Consider the following 20149-nt stretch of genomic DNA (forward strand, 5'->3'; position numbering starts at 1 on the left):
TCCAGAAGGGCAGTTACGGAGCAGTCGACAGGATTGGGCGGCGGCGGGCGGCGGTGGGTGAAGCTAGCCGAAGTATTTCGGCAGGGTGGCCTCGTGGGCTTCACGCAGCGCCTCGAGGGTCATGGTTTCGACGCCGTTGATCTCCAGCGTGCCGCCCTCGGCATCCACGACGCCGATCCGGACGTGCGCGAAGCCGCGGGCGGTGCACATGTCCGTGAAGCGGATCTCCTCGGACCGGGGCACTGCCACGATGGCGCGGCCCTGGGACTCGGAAAACAGCGCTGTGAACAGGTCCACTCCGTCGCGGTCCAGGACGTCCTGCAGGGCGATCCGGGCGCCGACGCCGTAGCGCAGCGAGGACTCCACGAGGGCTGCGGCGAGGCCGCCTTCGGAGAGGTCGTGCGCGGAGTCCGCCATGCCGTCGCGGGAGGCGTTGATCAGGATGTGACCCAGCGCGCGTTCGGCGGCGAGGTCAACCTTGGGCGGCAGGCCGCCGAGGTGTCCGCGCATGTTGGACCATTCCGAGCCGTCCAGTTCCGCCGCCGTCGTGCCCAGCAGATAGATGGCCTGGCCGTCCTCGCGCCAGCCCGACGGTGTGCGGCGGGCGACGTCGTCGAACTTGCCCAGCACGGCCACTACCGGAGAGGGGTGGATCGGCGTCGAGCCGGTCTGGTTGTACAGCGAGACGTTGCCGCCGGTGACCGGAATACCCAGCACCATGCAGGCGTCGGACAAGCCCCGGATGGCTTCGGCCAGCTGCCACATGACGTCGGGGTCCTCGGGCGAGCCGAAGTTCAGGCAGTCGCTGACAGCCATCGGCACGGCGCCGGATGTGGCGACGTTGCGGTAGGCCTCGGCCAGTGCCAGCTGCGCGCCGTGGTATGGGTCGAGGTAGGTGTAGCGGCCGTTGGCGTCGGTGGCCAGGGCCACCCCCAGGCCGGTCTCCTCGTCCACCCGGACCACGCCGGCGTCGTCCGGGAATGACATGGCGGTGTTGCCGCCGACGTAGCGGTCGTACTGGTTGGTGATCCAGGACTTGCTGCACATGTTGGGCGAGGCGACGAGTTCGGTGATGGCGGCGGCCAGTTCCGCGGGGGCGGACGGGCGGCCGGCGTCCTGCACGGACCCGGTGAAGGCGTCCGCCTGCACGGCGTCCTGCCACTCGGGGCGGGCATAGGGCCGGTCATAGACCGGACCGTCGTGGGCCACGGTGCGCGGGTCGACGTCGACGATGACCGCGCCGTCCCAGGTGATGATCAGGCGGCCGGTATCGGTCACCTCGCCCAGCCAGGAGTACTCCACGGCCCACTTGTCCATGACGGCTTCGAACGCGGTTACGTTCTCCGGAGTGACGACGGCCATCATGCGCTCCTGCGACTCGGACATCAGGATTTCGCCCGGTGTCAGGGTGGGGTCGCGCAGCAGGACGGAGGTCAGTTCGACCTCCATGCCCCCGTCGCCGTTGGAGGCGAGCTCGGACGTGGCGCAGGAAATACCGGCGGCGCCCAGGTCCTGGATACCCTCGACCAGGGAGGCCTTGAACAGCTCCAGGCAGCACTCGATCAGGACCTTCTCGGCGAAGGGGTCACCCACCTGGACGGCCGGACGCTTAGCCGGCCTGCCGGACGAATCAGTGTCGTCGAAGGACTCCGAGGCCAGCACGGAGGCGCCGCCGATGCCGTCGCCGCCGGTGCGGGCGCCGAAGAGCACCACCTTGTTGCCCTTGCCGGACGCGTTGGCGAGGCGGATGTCCTCGTGCCGCATGACGCCGACGGCGAGGGCGTTGACCAGCGGGTTGCCCTGGTACACCGAGTCGAAGACCATTTCGCCGCCGATGTTCGGCAGGCCCAGGGAGTTCCCGTAGCCGCCGATGCCGGCCACAGCACCGTGCATCACGCGGGCGGTGTCCGGGTGGTCAATGGCGCCGAAACGCAGCGGATCCATCACAGCCACCGGGCGGGCGCCCATGGAGATGATGTCGCGGACAATGCCGCCGATGCCGGTCGCGGCACCCTGGTACGGCTCCACGAACGACGGCGAGTTGTGGGACTCGATCTTGAACGTCACGGCCCAGCCGTCGCCCAGGTTCGTGACGCCGGCGTTTTCGCCGATGCCCACCAGCATGTCCTTCTTCATCTCGTCGGTGACCTTGTCGCCGAACTGGCGCAGGTGGTTCTTCGAGGATTTGTAGGAGCAGTGCTCGCTCCACATCACGGAGTACATGGCCAGTTCGGCGCCGGTCGGGCGGCGGCCCAGGACCTTGACGACCTCGTCGAACTCGTTCTGCTTCAGGCCCAGCTCGGCCCAGGGGAGTTCGACGTCCGGGGTCTTGGCCGCGTTCTCGACGGTGTCGATGTTGAACTTCCGGGCGGTCTCCGCGGGCGCCGCCACTGCGCGTGTCTCCGTCATTTGTTGTCTCCCACGATCTTGTTCAGTACAGAGGTGAAGAAGCCGAGGCCCTCGGTGCCGGAGCCGTTTTCGGGGCCGAAACCGGTCTCCACGGCGTGCTCCGGGTGCGGCATGAGGCCCACCACGTTGCCTGCGGCGTTGGAGATGCCGGCGATGTCGCGGCGGGAGCCGTTCGGATTGAAGCCGACATAGCGGAACACGACCCGGCCCTCGGCCTCTAGAGCATCCAGGGTCTTCTCGTCCGCGATGTACTGGCCGTCCTGGTTCTTCAGGGGAACAGTGATTTCCTGGCCGGCGGCGTAGTCCCGGGTCCAGGCGGTGGTGTTGTTCTCCACCCGCAGGATCTGGTCGCGGCACATGAACAGCAGGCCATCGTTCTTGATCATCGAGCCGGGCAGCAGGTGCGATTCGGTGAGGATCTGGAAGCCGTTGCAGATGCCCAGAACGGGCAGCCGGGCGTCTGAGTTGGCGGCGTCGATGATCCTGGCCATCAGCGGCGCGAACCGTGAGATGGCGCCGGCCCGCAGGTAATCGCCGTAGGAGAACCCGCCGGGAATCACGACGGCGTCGACTTCACCGAGGGTGGTGTCTGCGTGCCAGAGGGGCACCGGGGTGGCGCCGGCCAGGCGGACCGCGCGGACGGCGTCGCGGTCGTCCAGGGTCCCGGGGAAGGTGACGACGCCGATCCGGGCGCCGGCGAGGCCCGGGTTGGCCTTGGCGGCGGTGGGGCTACCGATCAGGGGAATTTCAGTCATCTCAGGCCTCGACGACCTCGACGTTGACGACGTCCTCGATGACCGGGTTGGACAGCAGGGTCTCGGCTGCGTTCCGGGCCTGGGCCAGGATCTCCTCGGTCACCTCGCCGTCGACCGTCAGTTCAAAGCGCTTGCCCTGACGGACAGAGCTGAAGGCGGTGAAGCCCAGCCGGGGGAGTGCCCCCGCGATGGCCTTCCCCTGCGGGTCGAGAATCTCGGGCTTGGGCATGACGTCGACAACGATCCGGGGCATCCGGCAACTCCTGTGCGTGAGCGTTGGGTAAGGGCGCAGCGGAGTGGTGCCGTCTCACGCCGATACCGCTGTGTGCTGGGGACAACGTGAAAGGGCGCTCCGCGAGCTTGCACGCCCATTCTACCGGCCGCGGCGGCACCGGCCGTCTTCGCCCGGCAAGTGTGAACCGCTCCGGGAAAACGGCCGGGTGGCGGGAGCTGTCACACATCGCGGGCACCGGCGCGGGCTATGGTTTCCGCAGTGGACGGTCAGTAGGATGTGCCCATGTCTGAGAAATCAAAATCCGTGCTGTTGCCCGTCGTCGCTGCAGCCGTCTTTGCGGGCCTCGGCCGGATGGTCCTGCAGAAGATCAAGGCGGACCGTGCGGCGAGGGAAACGAACGTGGCCGGACCCCTCGATGAGAAGACCCGCGCCTGGATCAGTGACGTGGTCCGGACCCCGCGGCAATAGCAGCACGGCACGCCCGGGCAGCCTGTCGAATTGTGTGACAAGTTCTAAATTGCTCTTTGTGTTCTATGTCATATCTGGCTCTCAGTCTGTACTGTTTGAATCGGCTGGTATCCGTCGGTGCAGTTCGAGCCACCGCTCATTCCGCCCCGCCAGTCAATTGAACCCGGCAACGACGCTGGGACCGATCCTTATGAAAGGTTCAACCACACGTGAAATCACCAGGAAAGAGCTTCCTTCGAAGCGGGGGACTCCGGAGGGCCGCGGCACTGACCCTGGGCCTGCCGGTTCTCTTGTCAACAGTCGCCATTGCCCCCGCCACGGCGGCGCCCGCGCAGGGACCGTCCATCGCAGGAGTCGCGCAGAAGACGCCGGCGCAGAAGAATCTGGATCCGAACAGCTACAAGGACGGCCGCTACATCGTTGTCCTGGCGGAAAAGCCGTCGGCCACCTACGACGGCGGAACCGCGGGGCTCTCAGCCACCAAGCCGGAGTCGGGCAAGAAGCTGGACACCGCCAAGCCTGAAGTCCAGCAGTATGAGGCGCACCTCGAGCAGAAGCAGGCCGAAGTTGCCGGCCAGCAGAACGTCCAGATCAAGCGCCAGTTCACCTCGGCGGTCAACGGTTTCAGCGCAAACCTGACGTCGGACCAGGCCATCAAGCTCGCCAAGAACCCCGGCGTCCTGGTAGTTGCCCCCGATACGGAGAACGCGCCGGACTACTCCAGTACCGACTTCCTCAAACTCAGCGGCGCCAACGGCACCTGGAACACGAAATTCGGTGGCCAGGCCGGAGCCGGCAAGGGCGTCGTCGTCGGCGTCATCGACACCGGCTACACCCCGGGAAGCGCCTTCTTCGCAGGCGAGCAGGTCCAGCCCCTCGTCGGCAATCCTGTGATCGGCGTCCCGTACCGCACCGCAGACGGCAAGATCGCGATGCTCAAGTCCGACGGCGACACCTTCATCGGGGAGTGCCAGAAGGGCACAGGCACCGGCGCGGCCTTCGACGGCTCCGCGTGCAACTCCAAGGTCCTCGCCGCCCACTACTTCGCCGATGACTTCCTGAACTTCGCGACCCCTGCACCGCAGGAACAGATCTCCCCGATCGACGTCGCCAGCCACGGCACACACACAGCCAGCACCGCCGCCGGAAACGCCAATGTCGAAACGTTTGTTGACGGCCGCAGCTTTGGCCTGACCAGCGGGATCGCCCCGGCCGCCAAGCTGTCCGTCTACAAAGTCTGCTGGGAGGACGCGAACCCCAACACGGGCGGCTGCTACAGCTCCTCCTCGGTCGCGGCCATCGACCAGGCCATCCAGGACGGCGTCGACGTCCTGAACTACTCCATCTCCGGTTCCACCACCACCACCACGGATCCGGTGTCCATGGCGTTCCTGTCGGCCGCCTCGGCAGGCATCTTTGTCGCCGCCTCGGCTGGTAATTCGGGCCCGACGGCGAGCACCGTCAACCACGGTGCCCCGTGGCTCACCACGGTGGCTGCGAGCAGTTTCTCCCAGGAACTCCAGGGTACCGTCGAGTTCTCGGACGGCAGCAAGTACCGCGGTGCCAGCATCATGAACCGCACGGTCGCCAACGCCGGCGTTGTGCTGGCTGCCAGCGCGGCCGCCACGGCCGGAAATGCGAGCGCTGTCCTCTGCGCTCCGGGCAGCCTGGACCCCTCAAAGGTTGCCGGCAAGGTTGTGGTCTGTGACCGCGGCGTTATTGATCGCGTCGCCAAGAGCACTGAAGTCAAGCGCGGCGGCGGTGTGGGCATGATCCTGGTGAATGTCACCAACTCCTCGCTGGACGCGGACAAGCACCCTGTGCCGACCGTCCACGTGAACCCGCCGGCCACCGAGGCCATCAAGGCCAAGGTGACCGCCAACCCGGCCATCACGGTCTCCCTCGTCAACAAGGACACCACAGGCCTGGCCGCAGAGGCCCAGCCGCAGATCGCCGGATTCTCTTCCCGCGGACCGCTTCTGGCGGCCGGATCTGACCTGCTCAAGCCTGATGTTGCTGCTCCCGGTGTTGCCGTCCTGGCCGGCGTCTCGCCGATCGGTACGGGTGGGGACAACTTCGGCTTCCTGTCCGGTACCTCCATGGCCGCCCCGCACGTGGCCGGCTTCGGTGCGCTCATCCTGGGCAAGAATCCCAACTGGTCCCCCGCCGTCGTGAAGTCTGCCATGATGACCACCGCTAGCGACGTCAAACTCGCCAACGGCAGCAAGGACAAGGATGTCTTCGCCACCGGCGCAGGCCAGGTGGATCCGGCCCGTGTGCTGGATCCGGGCCTGGTCTACGACGCCAGCAACGACGATTACCTGGCGTTCATCCAGGGCACCGGCATTGACCTCGGCATCCCGGGTCTGGCCACCACCAAGCCCCGCGACATGAATGTGCCGTCCTTCGCGCTGGGCAACCTGACCGGCAAGATCGAGGTCACCCGGACACTGACGGCGCTGACCCCGGGCACCTACCGGGTCAAGACCGACCTTCCCGGTGTCAAGGTCACTGTGAGCCCGTCCATTCTGACCTTCGGCGCAGCCGGCGAGAAGAAGACGTTCAAGGTGTCCTTCGAAAACCAGAGTGCTGCTTTGGGTAAGTTCGCGATGGGTTCACTGACCTGGCAGGGTGCCAATAAGAACATCGCCTCCCCGATCGCGGTCCGTCCGCAGTCGGTCGTGGCGGCTCCTGATGTCGCCTTCACCTCCGAGGGCGGCACGGGCTCCGGCGATATCAAGCTCGTCTCGGGCAGCAATAACCCGATCAGCATGACCCTGGACGGTCTCTCCAAGGCGGATTCCTCCGCCATCGAGCTGGTCCCGGGCGAGGCGATTTTGGGGGCGACCAACGCCTCGAACTACGCCAAGACGGTCGAGGTTCCGGCCGGCAGCCCGCTGGCGAAGTTCTCGGTCCTCTCCGCGGACCCGAATGCCGACTTCGACATGTTCGTGGTGAATCCCGCCAACCAGCTGGTCCAGGTCGCCACCTCGTCAGCGAGCGAATCGCTGTCGATCCCCAACCCGGCGCCGGGAACATATCGGATCTTCGCCAACCTGTACGCCAGCCCGAACGGCCAGCCCACCAAGGCCAGCGTGGACGCCGCCGTCCTGGGCGCCGACACGGGCAATGCGACGCTGACGCCCAACCCGCTGCGCCTCGCCAACGGCACTGCCGGCAAGGTCACGCTGAACTGGAAGGGCCTCGCCGTGGGTTCCTACATTGGCCGGGTCACGTTCGCCGGCGCCAGTGAGCCGACGTTCGTCAGCGTGCTGGTGACCCCGGCAGGCGCCGTCGTGGTCCCGCCGACGTCCGAGGACCAGGACAGCAATGCGGGTCCGGGCGAGAGTGGTGACACCGGCCACGACGGCAAGGACAAGAAGGACAAAAAGGAGAAGGGCAAGAAGGTGAAGAGTGAGAAGGGGAAGATCCAGAACGAGGATCTTCTCCAGGCTCCGAACAACGCCATCTAGCCGTAAGGCCGCATTCTAGCGACGGCGACGGCCGGCGGTTTCCACCGCCGGCCGTCGCTGTTTAATAGTGCCGCCGGTGAGGGCTTGCTGTTCTTTCGCGGCTAGTCAGATTGCGCCGGTGGATCCCGCAGTCCCGCCAAGCAGCGGTGCCATCGCCCGCCAGCGGGCGATCTCGCAGCCGTCTGTGCGGCTGAATCCGCTGTGTACTTCGCGCCCCTGGAACCGGCCGGTCACCACGGCCACCTGCGGGCCGCCGTACTGCTGAGTGCACATCTTCGGCGGCCCGGGCTTGGGGAAGAAGACGTCTTCACCGAAGCGCTGCACGGCGTCGAGGGCGGCAGCAGAATCGGGCAGAGTGCAGCCTTCGGAGAGGGCGCCGTCGTCGGCCCTCAGCCGGAACGTGTACTCGGGGCCTCCCGGGGCCTCCGTCAGGCGGATGGCGAGGTCGATCTGGTGCCCGCTGTGCGGATCGTGGGGAGCTGTCATTGCTGTCCGTCCTTGCTGTCGAGGCCATCCGAGGGGGCCCGGGCCTGGCTCATTGACTGCAGCAGCGGCGTGAGCTCCCGCAGCAGCCGTGCCCGCAGCTCCTGGGATTCGGCCGCGAAGGCCCGCTGGTATTGAACGTACTCGGCCTTGCCGTCCGGCGTCTCGATCCTGATGGCCGGATAACCCCACTCTTTCAGATCATAGGGCGAGGCCTGCATATCCATGGCCCGGATCCGCCACGAGAGTTCAAAGCAGTCCATCACCAGTCCGCTCGGCAGCAGCGGCGCAAGTTTGTAGGCCCACTTGTACAGGTCCATGTTGGCGTGGAGGCAGCCGGGCTGTTCCATGGTCCGCTGGTTCTCGCGGCTCGGCGCCAGGCTGTTCAGCGGCTCGGCGTCCGGAGTGTAGAAGCGGAAAGCGTCGAAGTGCGAGCAGCGGATCCGGTTCTCCTCGACCACCTGATCCGTGCGTCCGGAACCAAGCCGCAGCCGCAGGTACTCGTGGCGCAGCTTGAACTTGTCCTGCCGGTAGACCATGGCCCATTCGTGCAGCCCGAAGCAGCCGAACTGGGCAGGCCGCGCGGCGGTCCCGCTGAGGATGATCCCGGCGAACTGCAACGCGTCCCGGCGGTCGCGCAGGAACGCGTCGACGTCGACGGTCACGGCCGGGGTGCCCGCCGGTAGCCCCGCGGCGGCGAATTCGCCGTCGTCGGGAGCGCGGTAATACTTCCAGCTGGCCCGCTCGGCCACGGCAGGGCCGGAAAGCACGACGCCGGCGCCCGGGTGCCAGCGCAGCAGCTGGCCGGGCTTCTGCGTGTAGTAGGTGAAGAGGAAGTCCTCCACCGGGTGCTTGCGGCCGGCCGACCGCCGGGCAAGGTAGGGATCCGAGTAGTGCCGGACGCGTTGCTGGTAGTCGGCCTGACGGGGGAGCCAGTCCTCCTGCGGGAGGTGCAGCAGCTTAGACAGCTCCGCCGGTGGAGCCCAGGACGTCCCTGGCTGCGTTCCAGGCGGCGATTTCGCAGCCGTCTCTCAGGCTGAAGCCCGCCTCCACCGGAGTACCGTCGACGACGCCGGTGACAGTTGCCTGTTGCGGGCCGCCGTACTGCTGGGTGCAGGCCTGGTCCTTCGCCCGCGGGACGGGGCTGAGCAGCGCTGCATTGTTCTTCAGCGCGGTGCACGCCGTGGCGGCGCCGGGGTGCTGGCTTTCGGCTGCGGCCACGCCGTTCTGGCAGACGAGCGTGAAGTTCGAGGCGGCCCCGGTCTCGGAGGGCTTGACCATGATGGCGAGTTCGGCGTTGCCCGGGCCCGGGCCGGACGTCACCGGCGCGGCGGACGGGGAGGGTGCCGGGGCCGTGGTCTCGGTGTCCGGCGGGGTGGTTGCGGAGGAAGAGGGGCCGGGCCCGGTGCTCGCCGGGGCGGGGCTGCCGGATGTACTTGACGGGCCGGGCGACGGCGTGGTTCCGCCGCCTTGGGTGCAGGCGGCCAATCCGGCCACCGCCACCAGAACGAGCGCCGCGTGGCTCAGTTTCTTGCGCATCAGCAGTCCTCCTCTGTTTCGCCCAGTCTACCGCCGGGGAGCGTCCCCGGCGGCGGCCTTTGTGGCTGCGATCAGCTCCGTCATGGAGGCATGCAGCTGTCCGGCTTGTTCCCGGGTCAGGCCAAGCCGGGCCATCATGGTGCCGGGGACCGCGGTCGCCTGTTCCCGGAGCGCGGCCCCGCGCTGAGTCAGGCGCACGGCCAGGGCCCGTTCGTTTCCCTCCATCCGTTGGCGGGTGATCAAGCCGGCCGTCTCAAGCCGGCGCAGCAACGGCGAGATGGTCGCCGGCTCCTGGGCCAGGGCCCCGCTGATGTCCCGGACGGAACGGGGACTTGATTCCCAGAGGCACAGCATCACGAGGTATTGCGGGTGGGTCAGGCCGAGCTCATCAAGCACGGGTTTGTACGCGCCGACCACGCTCCGGGACGCCACGGTGAGTGCGAAGCAGAGCTGGTGTTCGAGCAGGAGATCGTCCTGGGTGCCTTCGGTCGGAACCGTCGCAACCGTCACGTCCGTCACAGGAGCCTCCTCAGATAGTTAGTGCACTAATAATTAGTGTACACTCTTGTTAACATCTCGTTTTTAGGAGTGGATAGCGATGGCAAAGGAAAACGCCTCCCAACGGTTCATGCGGGCAACCGGCAAGCTCCGGATGATTTTCGGCCCGGCCAACCGCAGCCCCCTCGGCCACGAGATGACAGAGCAGAACAGGCAGCTGCTGGCGCAGCGCCAGGCCGAGACCCGGCAGTGGGAGACCCTGCACCGGCCCGACGGCAGCACGTATGTGGTACCCCGGAACCCCGAGGATAAATCCCTCCGCTAGACAGCACACGCGCCTTTTGGGCACCGCCCAGGCCGGTGGGGTGCCCGCAAGCCACAGGGATTCATGCCGAAATATCCATCTGGGTTAGCCAAGCCTTTTCGCGCCGTCGGGCGTAAAATAAGGGCACCGGCTCGGTCGTCTTGAGGCGCACTAGGCTGCATCGGTCCCGCTTAACCTGGAGGCAGGAGAGGGGGTGGGAATTGTGGCACATACAATCGGCGGCTTCATGAGGGTGACCGACAGGGCGAGGCTCCTGTTTGGACCCGCGACCCGGGGTGACACCAAGGCGCCCGTAATTCACCGGCACGATGATTTCGAGCTCGCTTCGGAACAGGAACTGTCATCGTTCGAGGTCGAAAGCGACTCGAGCGGGCATCACTACGCTGTTCGCAGGGAAGATCTCTGGAAAGAAGAGGTCTGATCACTGCCGTTTCGGCGAAAGGAGCGGCGCGCGCCGCTCCTTTGGCCGTTCAATGGCTGTGATTCCGCGGGTCAGCGCCCGGTGCCGCCATAGACCGTTGCGTCGTCTTCGCTGTCCAGGTCGAAGGCCTTGTGGATGGCGCGCACGGCGTCGTCCAGCAGATCAGCGTGTGTGACGACGGAGATGCGGATCTCCGAGGTGGAGATCATGTTGATGTTGATCCCTGCTGCGGAAAGAGCCGCGAAGAAGCGTGCCGAGACGCCCGGGTGGGAGCGCATTCCGGCGCCGATCAGGGACAGTTTGCCGATCTTCTCGTTGTATTCGATGCTCTCGAAGCCGATCCGGTCCTGGGCGGAGTGCAGGGCGGCCAGGGCTTCGGCTCCTTCGACGATCGGCAGGGTGAAGGAGATGTCGGTCCTGCCGGTGCCGTGGGTGGAGACGTTCTGGACGATCATGTCGATGTTCGAGTGCGCATCCGCTATGACCTGGAAGATCGCTGCAGCCTTGCCGGGGATATCCGGAACTCCGACCACCGTGACCTTCGCTTCGGAGCGGTCGTGTGCAACGCCGGAGATGATTGGCTGCTCCAAGGCAACTCCCTCTTGGGTGGTGATTTTGTCGTCGGCGCTGGGCAGGACCCAGGTGCCTTCGTTGTGGCTGAATGAGGAACGGACGTGCAGCGGCATCCCGAAGCGGCGCGCGTACTCGACGCAGCGCAGGTGCAGGATCTTGGCTCCGGACGCCGCGAGTTCCAGCATCTCCTCGCTGGAGATACGGTCGATTTTGCGGGCGGACGGGACGACGCGCGGATCGGCGGTGTAGATGCCGTCCACGTCGGTGAAAATCTCGCAGACGTCGGCGTCGAGGGCGGCGGCCAGCGCCACCGCCGTCGTGTCCGAGCCGCCGCGGCCCAGCGTGGTGACCTCGTGGGTGTTGCGGCTCATGCCCTGGAACCCGGCGACGATCGCGATGTGTCCTTTGTCGAGGGCGGTGCGGATGCGGTGCGGGTCGACGTCGATGATCCGGGCCTTGCCGTGGATCCCGTCCGTGATCATGCCGGCCTGGGAGCCGGTGAAGGACTGGGCCGAGGCGCCGAACTTGTTGATGGCCATGGCCAGCAGCGCCATCGAGATCCGCTCGCCGGCGGAAAGGAGCATGTCCATTTCCCGGGCCGGAGCCGAGTCAGTGACCTGCGCGGCGAGGTCGAGGAGTTCGTCGGTGGTGTCGCCCATGGCCGAGACGACCACCACCACTTCGTCGCCGGCGTTCTGGGCATCCACGACGCGCCTGGCGACGCGCTTGATGCCCTCCGCGTCCGCGACCGAGGAACCGCCAAACTTCTTCACCACCAGGTGCTTGGTGGCGGTCGAGGCGACGGGCAGCTCCTGCGGCTGCGGTCCGGGCTGGACTTCGGTAGTGGGCAGACTCATGCGCGCACCCTCACTGGATCATCGGGGTTCTGGGCCAAGCAACCAAACGGCGCGACGGCGTAACTTCTCAGCCCAGTTTATCGCCGGGACCGCCCCGCTACGGAATTGTGACCGAATGGCAGACAGCCGGCCCGTCACCTCTGGACATGCCCGCTCCCGCGGATCAGGATTGGGCATATGGCCGGTGTGTCCATCCGCGGGCGCCGGTGCTGGGCATGTCCACGGGGTTGGAGGCTCAAACGGTGGACGAGGACGAGGACGAGCTTGGATATGAGCTGATCGGCGCCGGGACCGCCCGTGACGGTTTGCACGGTGCCGGCGAATGGCAGAGTGGCGACGACCAGGACGGCGGGCCACGCCTGGCCGCCGGCCGCGCGTCCCTCGCTTTCCGGGCGGCCGTTCTGGACTGCCTGCGGGCCGTGCTCACGCTGAGGTTCTGGCTGATGATGGTAGCGGTATTGCTGTTGTCTTGGGGTGCGGGCATGCTGCTGGTCTTCGTGCCGGTCACGGGCGGCGATTTGCAGGGCGACTCTCATCGGTGGGCGTACATTCTGACCGCGGCAACGTTGACCTTGGTGGCCGCCTTGGTGGGGGTGCGGTGGGGTCTCGGTTCGCGCGGCGGGGCTACTGGCCTCCCGGATTCGGAGCCGGGGTCCGAGCCGGGCAGGGGCGGTGGCCCTTTACGCAAGTGGTTCGCGGCTGCGTCACGGGGCGTCGTGTTCTCCGTGGTGGCCTTCTTATTTCTGCTGGTCCTGGCCCTCGCATCCGGTGGGCCGGTGGAAGTAGCGGCTGTTGCCGGGGCTGTCATGGTCATGGGGTTTGCGGTATTCGGCGGCATCGGTGCCGGCGCCGCTGCCTGGTTCCGGCCCGGCGTCGCGCGAACTGCCGCCTGTGCCATAGCGGCGTTCCTTTTGCTGGGAAACGTGGTGGCGGTGGTCGCGCTGCTCCCGGCGGTGCGGGCGTACGAGCCGGCCCTGGTGGTCATCAATATCGAGCGCAATGACTTGGGGCGGGTGGTGTACTTCGAATGTTCGCCCGAGTTCTCGGGGATGACCGAGGTGTTCCACACCGAGCGGATAGTCTGGCTGGCGGGTTCGAACCCGGCGATTATCTTTGCGCTGCTGGCCGGCGAGGCATCGTCTCAGCCGGAGTTCCTCGGCTGGTTGCCGGGTGAACTCCAGGCCGCTGCCGAAGGCCGGCATGTCCTGTGTCTTGAAGCGAAGCCGTTGGGAGAAGCCGGTCTGCAGGTCCCGCTGGCCCTGAGCGGCCTGGTGGTTCAGGGAATGCTGGCGGGGATCTTCCTGATCGGAGGGGACGCTTCAGCCCGACGGCGCGAGGCTGCTCCGAGCTGAGGGCCGGTGGGCCGGTTGGGTGCCGGCAAGACCGGTCGATCGCCGTCTTCGGAGAACAGCCAGGCGGCTAGGGGTTCATGGGAGATAGCGCGTGGCGTCGGGCGGTCTCGGAAGCGAAGGAACGCGTCGGCGTCGTCGGCCCATAGCTGGCACAACAGCAGCCGGCCGGTGCGGATCGCGCCGCAAGTTTCCATCACCACAGTCCGTGCGGCTCAGTTCAGGGCGTTGCGGCGGCCTTCGAAGGCGCGGCCGAGAGTCACCTCGTCGGCGTATTCGAGGTCTCCGCCCACGGGCAGGCCGGACGCCAGCCGGGTGACGGCGATCCCGATCGACTTGAGCATCCGTGCGAGGTAGGTGGCCGTGGCCTCGCCCTCGAGGTTGGGGTCGGTGGCGAGGATGATTTCCTGGATGGCGCCGTCGTTGAGGCGGGTGAGCAGTTCGCGGATCCGCAGCTGTTCGGGGCCGATGCCGGCGATCGGGTTAATCGCTCCGCCGAGCACGTGGTACCGGCCGCGGAACGAGCGGGTGCGCTCCACCGCGAGGACGTCTTTGGATTCCTCGACGACGCAGATGATCGACGGGTCCCGGCGGGGGTCGCGGCAGATGTTGCACAGTTCCTGCTCGGTGACGTTGCCGCAGGCCGTGCAGAACTTGACCTTTTCCTTCACCGTGGTGATGGCATCGGCGAGCCGCTTCATGTCCTGCGGATCCGCCTCGAGGATGTGGAAAGCCAGCCGCTGGGCGGACTTGGGCCCGACTCCGGGAAGGCGTCCGAGCTCGTCGATCAGCTCTTGAACTGCACCTTCGTACACAATTTCCTCGTTCGGTTGGGATGGTTGCGGGCGTGGTGCCCTGCGGGCTGGCTAGAGGCGAGGCTGCAGCGGGCTTCCGTCCAGGGAGCGCTCTTCCACCAGTTTTCCGCCCAGAATACGCTCGACGGCGGCACGTCCGAAAACACCCGATTCCTCGATCGTTTGGTCATCCGCGCTGGGGATGTCCTGGACGTAGGTGGTGCTGGCGGCACGGGCCGGAGCCTTGGCGCGTCCGGCCTCGGCCTCCGGGCTGTTGGACAACCGCTGGTACAGACTCTGACGGTCCGCCGCGATTGACTCAGGGGCAGAAGCGGGCGCCGCAGTTGCCGGCGCGGCGGGCGCGGCCATCGGTGGCGCGCCGACGGACGCCACAGAGGCGGCAGCACTGGCAGCACCAACGTGCACCAGTTGCGCGGAGTCTTCCCAACCGTTCGACGGGGAGACTGCAGGCTCATAAACGGCGGAAGCCGGCACTGCTGCGGCATATTGCGGGATCTGTGCTGCCGCGGGCTCGTAGTGCGGCGGTTCCGGCTCGCGGGTGAGTTCCGGGGCCGCGGTTTCTGCCGGCGGGTGGTGCCCGGCGTTCGATTCCGTGCCGACGGTCCAGATTCCGGGAGCCTGTTCGACGGCGCGGGCCCACGGATCGTCGGCGGTGTCGGGCGCCTGCGGGCTGGGAGCGGTGGTCGACGATGCGCGGGCGGCGGCGGCCGGGGCCGGCGCCGGGGCGGCAGCCCTCTTCCGGGCGGGAGCAGCCGCAGGTTGGGCGGGCCGCGGCGCGACGGGGGCCGAGGGATCCCAGTCCAGGGGCGGTTCCTCGTCTAGGGGCGGGGCGTCCTCATCCCGCGGCGGACCCCAGTCATCGTCGGGGTAGGCGGGGCCCCCCGCGGACTCGGCGGGCTCGGCGGACTCGGCGGACTCGGCGGGCCGAGCCGGCTGCGGCGGGGCAGGTTCCGGCGCCACTGGGCCTGAAGGCTGCAGGGCTGTGGCGGCCGGAGTCTGTTCGTGGGAAACCGGCTGCCAGGTATCCGGTGCGGGCGTGGCGGGCGCCGGGGAAACCGGCACCGGTGACGGCACTGGCACTTGCGCCGGCACTGGCATCGGGCTCGTGTCGACCGGTGCGAAGGAGGCCGCCGGTGAAGCCGCGGGTTCCGGGACGGTGCCCGCCTCGTTAGGGTCCTGCCCGGCGGCGGGGCTCAGGCCCCAATCAGCATCGGTGGACGTAACCGGGACGTCCCGGCTAACGGGTGCTTTTGGGTTTGGTTCAGAGCTCGCTGCGCTGTTGGTGCCGCCGGCGACGGCGTTGATCTGGCACTCGATGCCGATGGTCTGGTGGATGGCCTGACGCAGGTTCTCGGCGTGATCGGCCCGGCCGAACGCGCCGGCCAGGCCGGAAGTGGTGAACGCGAGCGTCAGGACGTGGTCTTCGAAGTGGCCAACCTGAGCGTTGGGCTCAACGAGCGCCCAGGTGCTCCGCTTGATCTTGGTCAGCGCCTGCAGGATCTCAGGCCAGGCCCGGCGGAGGACCTCGACGTCGGCCCCGGCACCGGCACCGGCCAAGGGTTGGGCAGGGGCGGACGGCGGGGGACCGGCCGGTGCTGACTGGGCCGGCGTGTAGTCCGGAGTTGCCGGAGCGTGGGTTGCCGGCGCCTGGGCGGCGGGAGGATGGGCTGCCGGCGCATGTCCGGCGGTACCGCGATGGGCTGCAACCGGTTCGTCGACGGGCCAGTCGCCGGTGCTGACCCGCGGGGCCGTCAGCGGTTCGCGGGCCTCTTCGACGCGCTCCGTTGACGCCGGTGCCGCCGTGGCCACGGGTGCGGGCGCCGGAGCCGACGTGGCTGCAGGCCTTGGCTCGGCGACAGGATCTGGCGCGGCTGCTGCCGGAGCCGGTCGTGTTGGTGCGGGAACAGCGGGCGCAGAAGGCGCCAAAGCGACAGGTGCCGGTGCGGGAACAGCGGCGGCGGGATGTCCGACGTCGTTCCCGGCGTAGTTCAGGCGGCGTTCCACCCGGTCGATCCGGGCAGCAATGCCGCGCTCGGTCTGCTCGGAGGAGGGAAGCAGGATGCGGGCACACAGCAGCTCGAGGTGAAGCCTCGGGGAGGTGGCCCCGGTCATCTCGGTGAGGGCAGTGTTCGTGACGTCCGCCGCGCGGGACAGCTCGGCGGCGCCCAGGTTATGGGCCTGGTTCTGCAGCCGTGCGATCTGGTCTGCCGGCATGCCGCGGAGGATCGACTGCGCGCTCTCCGGCATGGCCTGGACGATGATCAGGTCGCGGAAACGCTCGAGCAGGTCCTCCACGAAGCGGCGGGGGTCATGGCCGGTCTGGATGACACGGTCCACCGCGCGGAACACAGTCGCGGCGTCGGAGGCCGCGACGGCGTCCACCACGTCGTCCAAAAGCGAGGCGTGAGTGTAACCCAGAAGAGCGACGGCAAGCTCGTAGTTGAGGCCCGCCGGGCCGGCGCCGGCCATGAGCTGGTCAAGGACGGACAACGAATCGCGAACGGATCCACCGCCGGCGCGGATGACCAGCGACAGCACGCCGGGCGCCACCGGGACGTTCTCCTGGCTGCTGAGCAGCTCAAGGTAGGCCATGAGCGGTTCCGGCGGGACCAGCCGGAAGGGGTAGTGGTGGGTGCGGGAACGTATGGTGCCGATGACCTTGTCCGGCTCCGTGGTGGCAAAGATGAATTTGATGTGTTCCGGCGGCTCTTCGACGATCTTGAGCAGGGCGTTGAAGCCGGCCGAGGTGACCATGTGCGCTTCGTCAATGATGAAGATCTTGTAGCGGTCGCGGACTGGGGCGTAGGTGGCCCGCTCGCGCAGGTCGCGGGCGTCGTCCACACCGCCGTGGCTGGCGGCGTCGATCTCGATGACATCGAGCGAGCCGGATCCGCCGCGGGCGAGTTCGATACAGCTGGGGCACTTGCCGCAGGGGGTGTCTGTTGGGCCCTCGGCGCAGTTCAGGCAGCGGGCCAGGATGCGGGCGGAGGTGGTTTTTCCGCAGCCGCGCGGGCCGGAAAAAAGATAGGCGTGATTGACCCGGTTCTTGCGTAGGGCCGTCATTAGCGGCTCGGTGACGTGTTCCTGCCCGATAACGTCCGCGAACGAATCGGGGCGGTATCTGCGGTAGAGAGCGGTAGTAACAGTCACAGATTTAACCCTACCAATCGGCACAGACATAAAAGACCCCCCATGCACCCGCCAGAGCCCATTTACCCTTGCTACCTTCCGGTCCTGGGGGAGTTCAACAGGATGACGCCACATGAGGGGCCGTCAGTAAGTTTACCCGACGTTTGAGCATGCCCCGAATCGGGCGTCGCGGCCCCGGGGTGCCCCATGGGACATGCCCATTCTTCGCGGCCGGGAGTGGGCATCGGGGGACTATGTCCAGCGCCCGCGTCGAGGGCGGGCATGTCCCTTGGCTGCGGGAGTGGGCTCAATTGGGCGATGCCGGTAAGTTCAGATACTCTAGTATCTGCTTTTGATTCAAAAGCTACTGGAGAATTCGCCTAGCGGCCTATGGCGCACGCCTGGAACGCGTGTTGGGTTCACGCCCTCGGGGGTTCAAATCCCCCATTCTCCGCGGTTGGCCCCGATCCCTAGGATCGGGGCCTTTTTGCATCCCCCGACAGCCGGGACCCCCGTCAGCCGTCCCCGGGCGGGCGGGACCCCCGTCAGCCGTCCCCGACTGGCGGCACCCGGGTCTCCGGTCCAAGCAGACTCAGGCCCGATGCCCCAGCCGCCGCAGCCGGTCCCGGGCGGCCTGCTCGCTCGGGCCCACCCGTCCCAGGCCAAGATGGACAATGCCGAGGGCCACCTTGGCGGCCAGCCTCACCGGCAGCGGGAAAGGACCCAGCCGGGCGGTCCGGAGGCCCAGGAGCTCGCGGTACTTGGGCTCAAGGCTGGTCACAGCCGCGGCAAACAGCACCCGGTAGCCCGGCCTGAGCACGGGATGCAACGGCGGGTTCCGGATGAACGCGACCGTCTCGGCGACCCTTTCATCGGAGCGCAGCTCGCCGTTGTTGTACCAGCGATCCAGCTCCCGCCGCATCTCGGCTTCGCTGAGCGGCGCTGCGTCCACGCCCATCAGCTTCCCGGCCTGGGCCCACTCGCGGACGTAGGCGTCCGGTCCTCCCGGGATGGGCCGTCCCCAGAGTTTGTGGGCGGAGAGGAAAGCATCGGTAAAGGCGATGTGAACCCAGCGGAGCAGCTCGGGGTCGTTGGCCGTGTAGCTCCGGGCGGCGCCGTGGCCGTCCACGTAGCTTCCGCGAACTGATTCATGCAGCCGCAGCACCCAGCCGGAGGCTGCCCGGGCAGCGTCTGTCGAGCCGTACGACACCGTGAAGATCCAGCGGATCGTCCCGGCCAGACGTCCCAAAGGGTCTTCGCGGAAGCGGGAGTGGTCATGAACGCCGGCCAGTGCAGCCGGGTGGAGCGCCTGCATCAGCAGTGCCCGGATGCCCGCGACGATGGTGGGCATGTCCCCGTGCACGGCCCAGACAGCAGAACCGGGCAGGTGGAAGCCGGCGTCGTCACCCTCGGCGAGCAGCGGCACCCACTCCGGAACTGCATCCCTGGTCCCGCTGAAGGTTTGTTTGAGTTCGGCCTGCCATTCCCTGAGGACATTGTGCATACTCCATTGTTACCCAGCTCTGCCCCGCCCAACACCTGCTTCGGCGACGGCGACTACTGGCCCCGCCACTGGGGCCGGGACGGAGGCCCGCCCGGAACCGGTATTGGCCCCGCAAAGAGTGCTGTTGACGGTTCACAGACCTGGTCTCCTGTGTTCCCATAGGAAGGTGAGTCCGCGAAGATTGGGGTCTGGCGGACAGAACGCAGGAGTCACATCGTGGGAAAACACTGGGGAAACTCATCGAGTGAGCAAACAGTCAGGGTGCGGACTATTGCCGTGCGCTGCCTATCCGGCGGATTTTGCCTGTCCTTGGCGGTCCTGACCTTCGGGGTCCAGGGGATCGCAGGCACCGCGGCCCAGGTGGCGCCCAACGCGCAGCTGGCGTCCGGCGTCGTGGGTCCCAGCGTGCTGGCCCCGGAGCTGCCGGCCGCACCGGTCGCAGCAGCGGTTCCGTCCGCCTTCACCGCGGACGCCCTGGCGCTCGTGGCCTTCAACCGGCCCACTGTCGAGACCAGCACCAAAGAGGGCGTCGGCGGCGAGCTCAATGTGGCGTCCGCCGGCCTGAAGCGCCCGGCACCTGGCACTCTCATGGCGCCGCTGGAGAGCCTGCAGGAATCGTCCCCTTTCGGCCTGCGTACCAGCCCGCTGACAGGATCCTCGGGGGAATTCCATTGGGGCCAGGACTATGCTGCGGCCTGCGGAACGCGCGTCTACTCGGCCGACGCAGGAGTGGTGCGGGCGGTCGGCTGGCACCCCTGGGGTGGCGGCAACCGCGTGGAAATCGACCACGGAAGCGGGCTCATCACCACCTACAACCACCTTGAGGCGATCGCCGTGAAGAAGGGCGACTCAGTGCGCGTGGGCGAGGTGATTGCCCGGATAGGAACCACAGGATCATCCACGGGCTGCCACCTGCATTTCGAGACCATCCTGAACGGCTCGCACAAGGACCCGCACAGCTGGAAGCTGCTCCCCATCAGGCAGGTCGACGAGCTCGGCGCCATCCCGATGACCAGCTACGCCCCGGACGCCGACAGGGCCACCAACGCCACCCTCGGCTGGGCCATTCCTGTCTCCGAGAACCTGTATCACGAAGTGACCGGCGGCGTTCAGGAAAAGCCCATTCCCGCAACGCCCGGCACGCCGACGGCGACGAGGACACCCAGCGCCCCGTCAAGTCCCAGCGCCACCCCTACCCCGACGCCGAGCGTGACGCCGACGCCCAGCGCCACCCCTACCCCGACGCCGAGCGTGACGCCGACGCCCAGCGCCACCCCTACCCCGACGCCGAGCGTGACGCCGACGCCCAGCGCCAC

The 20149-nt window shown here is 67.4% G+C and carries 17 protein-coding genes, 1 tRNA gene and 1 other RNA gene; 7 read left to right on the forward strand and 12 right to left on the reverse strand.

Annotation, left to right across the window (positions count from 1 at the left end; translation table 11 throughout):
- Positions 1–63: 63 nt before the first annotated feature.
- The 3 genes from purL to purS are packed head-to-tail and all read right to left on the reverse strand — an operon-like array spanning position 64 to position 3417.
- Positions 64–2409: a phosphoribosylformylglycinamidine synthase subunit PurL gene (purL, locus tag RCH07_RS15895; RefSeq protein ID WP_326968454.1), complete on the reverse strand. Its 2346-nt coding sequence runs from the start codon at positions 2407–2409 to the stop codon at positions 64–66.
- Positions 2406–3164, reverse strand: coding sequence for a phosphoribosylformylglycinamidine synthase subunit PurQ (purQ, locus tag RCH07_RS15900; RefSeq protein WP_326968455.1), 759 nt, complete (start codon positions 3162–3164; stop codon positions 2406–2408). The genes purL and purQ overlap by 4 nt, the downstream gene beginning before the upstream one ends.
- Before the next feature lies 1 nt (position 3165).
- Entirely contained in the window at positions 3166–3417 is a 252-nt protein-coding gene (purS, locus tag RCH07_RS15905; RefSeq protein ID WP_326968456.1) for a phosphoribosylformylglycinamidine synthase subunit PurS, read from the reverse strand.
- A 264-nt stretch (positions 3418–3681) separates the two neighbouring features.
- Between purS and RCH07_RS15910 the strand changes: the two genes are divergently transcribed.
- Positions 3682–3867 (forward strand): hypothetical protein, encoded by a 186-nt coding sequence (locus RCH07_RS15910; protein ID WP_326968457.1) that lies wholly within the window; start codon positions 3682–3684, stop codon positions 3865–3867.
- Positions 3868–4076: 209 nt separating this feature from the next.
- Complete coding sequence (locus RCH07_RS15915; protein ID WP_442784851.1) at positions 4077–7340, forward strand: S8 family serine peptidase; 3264 nt, start codon at positions 4077–4079, stop codon at positions 7338–7340.
- Between the two features lie 105 nt (positions 7341–7445).
- On the opposite strand, the gene RCH07_RS15920 is transcribed toward RCH07_RS15915, so the two are convergent.
- Genes RCH07_RS15920 through RCH07_RS15935 form a run of 4 tightly spaced genes read right to left on the reverse strand, consistent with a single transcriptional unit; the run spans position 7446 to position 9872 of the window.
- Complete coding sequence (locus RCH07_RS15920) at positions 7446–7826, reverse strand: serine protease inhibitor (protein WP_326968458.1); 381 nt, start codon at positions 7824–7826, stop codon at positions 7446–7448.
- Positions 7823–8791: a 3-methyladenine DNA glycosylase gene (locus tag RCH07_RS15925; protein ID WP_326968473.1), complete on the reverse strand. Its 969-nt coding sequence runs from the start codon at positions 8789–8791 to the stop codon at positions 7823–7825. Before RCH07_RS15925 ends, RCH07_RS15920 begins: the two co-directional genes overlap by 4 nt.
- The gene (locus RCH07_RS15930) at positions 8784–9362 is read right to left on the reverse strand and encodes an SSI family serine proteinase inhibitor (RefSeq protein WP_326968459.1); all 579 of its coding nucleotides are present in this window, start codon (positions 9360–9362) and stop codon (positions 8784–8786) included. The genes RCH07_RS15925 and RCH07_RS15930 overlap by 8 nt, the downstream gene beginning before the upstream one ends.
- Before the next feature lie 27 nt (positions 9363–9389).
- Positions 9390–9872 (reverse strand): MarR family winged helix-turn-helix transcriptional regulator, encoded by a 483-nt coding sequence (locus RCH07_RS15935; RefSeq protein WP_442784853.1) that lies wholly within the window; start codon positions 9870–9872, stop codon positions 9390–9392.
- Between the two features lie 88 nt (positions 9873–9960).
- On the opposite strand from RCH07_RS15935, the gene RCH07_RS15940 reads away from it, so the two are divergent.
- Together RCH07_RS15940 and RCH07_RS15945 are read left to right on the forward strand one after the other, a co-directional pair.
- Entirely contained in the window at positions 9961–10185 is a 225-nt protein-coding gene (locus tag RCH07_RS15940; protein WP_326968462.1) for a hypothetical protein, read from the forward strand.
- Between the two features lie 202 nt (positions 10186–10387).
- Positions 10388–10606: a hypothetical protein gene (locus RCH07_RS15945; RefSeq protein ID WP_326968463.1), complete on the forward strand. Its 219-nt coding sequence runs from the start codon at positions 10388–10390 to the stop codon at positions 10604–10606.
- A 71-nt stretch (positions 10607–10677) separates the two neighbouring features.
- On the opposite strand, the gene RCH07_RS15950 is transcribed toward RCH07_RS15945, so the two are convergent.
- The gene (locus RCH07_RS15950; protein ID WP_326968464.1) at positions 10678–12036 is read right to left on the reverse strand and encodes an aspartate kinase; all 1359 of its coding nucleotides are present in this window, start codon (positions 12034–12036) and stop codon (positions 10678–10680) included.
- 107 nt (positions 12037–12143) lie between these two features.
- On the opposite strand from RCH07_RS15950, the gene RCH07_RS15955 reads away from it, so the two are divergent.
- Entirely contained in the window at positions 12144–13388 is a 1245-nt protein-coding gene (locus RCH07_RS15955) for a hypothetical protein (RefSeq protein ID WP_326968465.1), read from the forward strand.
- 212 nt (positions 13389–13600) lie between these two features.
- Here RCH07_RS15955 and recR read toward each other — a convergent pair whose 3' ends face one another.
- The 3 genes from recR to ffs all read right to left on the reverse strand — a co-directional run bounded on the left by recR (position 13601) and on the right by ffs (position 17475).
- Positions 13601–14200: a recombination mediator RecR gene (gene recR / locus RCH07_RS15960; protein ID WP_326968466.1), complete on the reverse strand. Its 600-nt coding sequence runs from the start codon at positions 14198–14200 to the stop codon at positions 13601–13603.
- A gap of 51 nt (positions 14201–14251) precedes the next feature.
- Positions 14252–17380: a DNA polymerase III subunit gamma and tau gene (locus tag RCH07_RS15965; RefSeq protein ID WP_442784852.1), complete on the reverse strand. Its 3129-nt coding sequence runs from the start codon at positions 17378–17380 to the stop codon at positions 14252–14254.
- Positions 17379–17475: signal recognition particle sRNA small type (gene ffs / locus RCH07_RS15970), an RNA gene on the reverse strand. The genes RCH07_RS15965 and ffs overlap by 2 nt, the downstream gene beginning before the upstream one ends.
- A 223-nt stretch (positions 17476–17698) precedes the next feature.
- On the opposite strand from ffs, the gene RCH07_RS15975 reads away from it, so the two are divergent.
- Positions 17699–17783: transfer RNA gene (locus RCH07_RS15975), tRNA-Ser, on the forward strand.
- 138 nt (positions 17784–17921) lie between these two features.
- Here RCH07_RS15975 and RCH07_RS15980 read toward each other — a convergent pair.
- Complete coding sequence (locus RCH07_RS15980; protein ID WP_326968468.1) at positions 17922–18833, reverse strand: oxygenase MpaB family protein; 912 nt, start codon at positions 18831–18833, stop codon at positions 17922–17924.
- A 309-nt stretch (positions 18834–19142) separates the two neighbouring features.
- Between RCH07_RS15980 and RCH07_RS15985 the strand changes: the two genes are divergently transcribed.
- Positions 19143–20149, forward strand: a 1007-nt coding sequence (locus tag RCH07_RS15985; RefSeq protein WP_326968469.1) for a M23 family metallopeptidase, incomplete at its 3' end; no start/stop codon positions are given.

Origin of the sequence: Arthrobacter sp. CG_A4 (assembly GCF_035985125.1) — a bacterium.
Lineage (GTDB): Bacteria > Actinomycetota > Actinomycetes > Actinomycetales > Micrococcaceae > Arthrobacter.

Bases quoted from the DNA above. Each gene is read 5' to 3' on its own strand.
- purL (WP_326968454.1), bottom strand. From the start codon at position 2,409: ATGACGGAGACACGCGCAGTGGCGGCGCCCGCGGAGACCGCCCGGAAG.
- purQ (WP_326968455.1), bottom strand. From the start codon at position 3,164: ATGACTGAAATTCCCCTGATCGGTAGCCCCACCGCCGCCAAGGCCAAC.
- purS (WP_326968456.1), bottom strand. From the start codon at position 3,417: ATGCCCCGGATCGTTGTCGACGTCATGCCCAAGCCCGAGATTCTCGAC.
- RCH07_RS15910 (WP_326968457.1), top strand. From the start codon at position 3,682: ATGTCTGAGAAATCAAAATCCGTGCTGTTGCCCGTCGTCGCTGCAGCC.
- RCH07_RS15920 (WP_326968458.1), bottom strand. From the start codon at position 7,826: ATGACAGCTCCCCACGATCCGCACAGCGGGCACCAGATCGACCTCGCC.
- RCH07_RS15930 (WP_326968459.1), bottom strand. From the start codon at position 9,362: ATGCGCAAGAAACTGAGCCACGCGGCGCTCGTTCTGGTGGCGGTGGCC.
- RCH07_RS15940 (WP_326968462.1), top strand. From the start codon at position 9,961: ATGGCAAAGGAAAACGCCTCCCAACGGTTCATGCGGGCAACCGGCAAG.
- RCH07_RS15950 (WP_326968464.1), bottom strand. From the start codon at position 12,036: ATGAGTCTGCCCACTACCGAAGTCCAGCCCGGACCGCAGCCGCAGGAG.
- RCH07_RS15965 (WP_442784852.1), bottom strand. From the start codon at position 17,380: ATGTCTGTGCCGATTGGTAGGGTTAAATCTGTGACTGTTACTACCGCT.
- RCH07_RS15980 (WP_326968468.1), bottom strand. From the start codon at position 18,833: ATGCACAATGTCCTCAGGGAATGGCAGGCCGAACTCAAACAAACCTTC.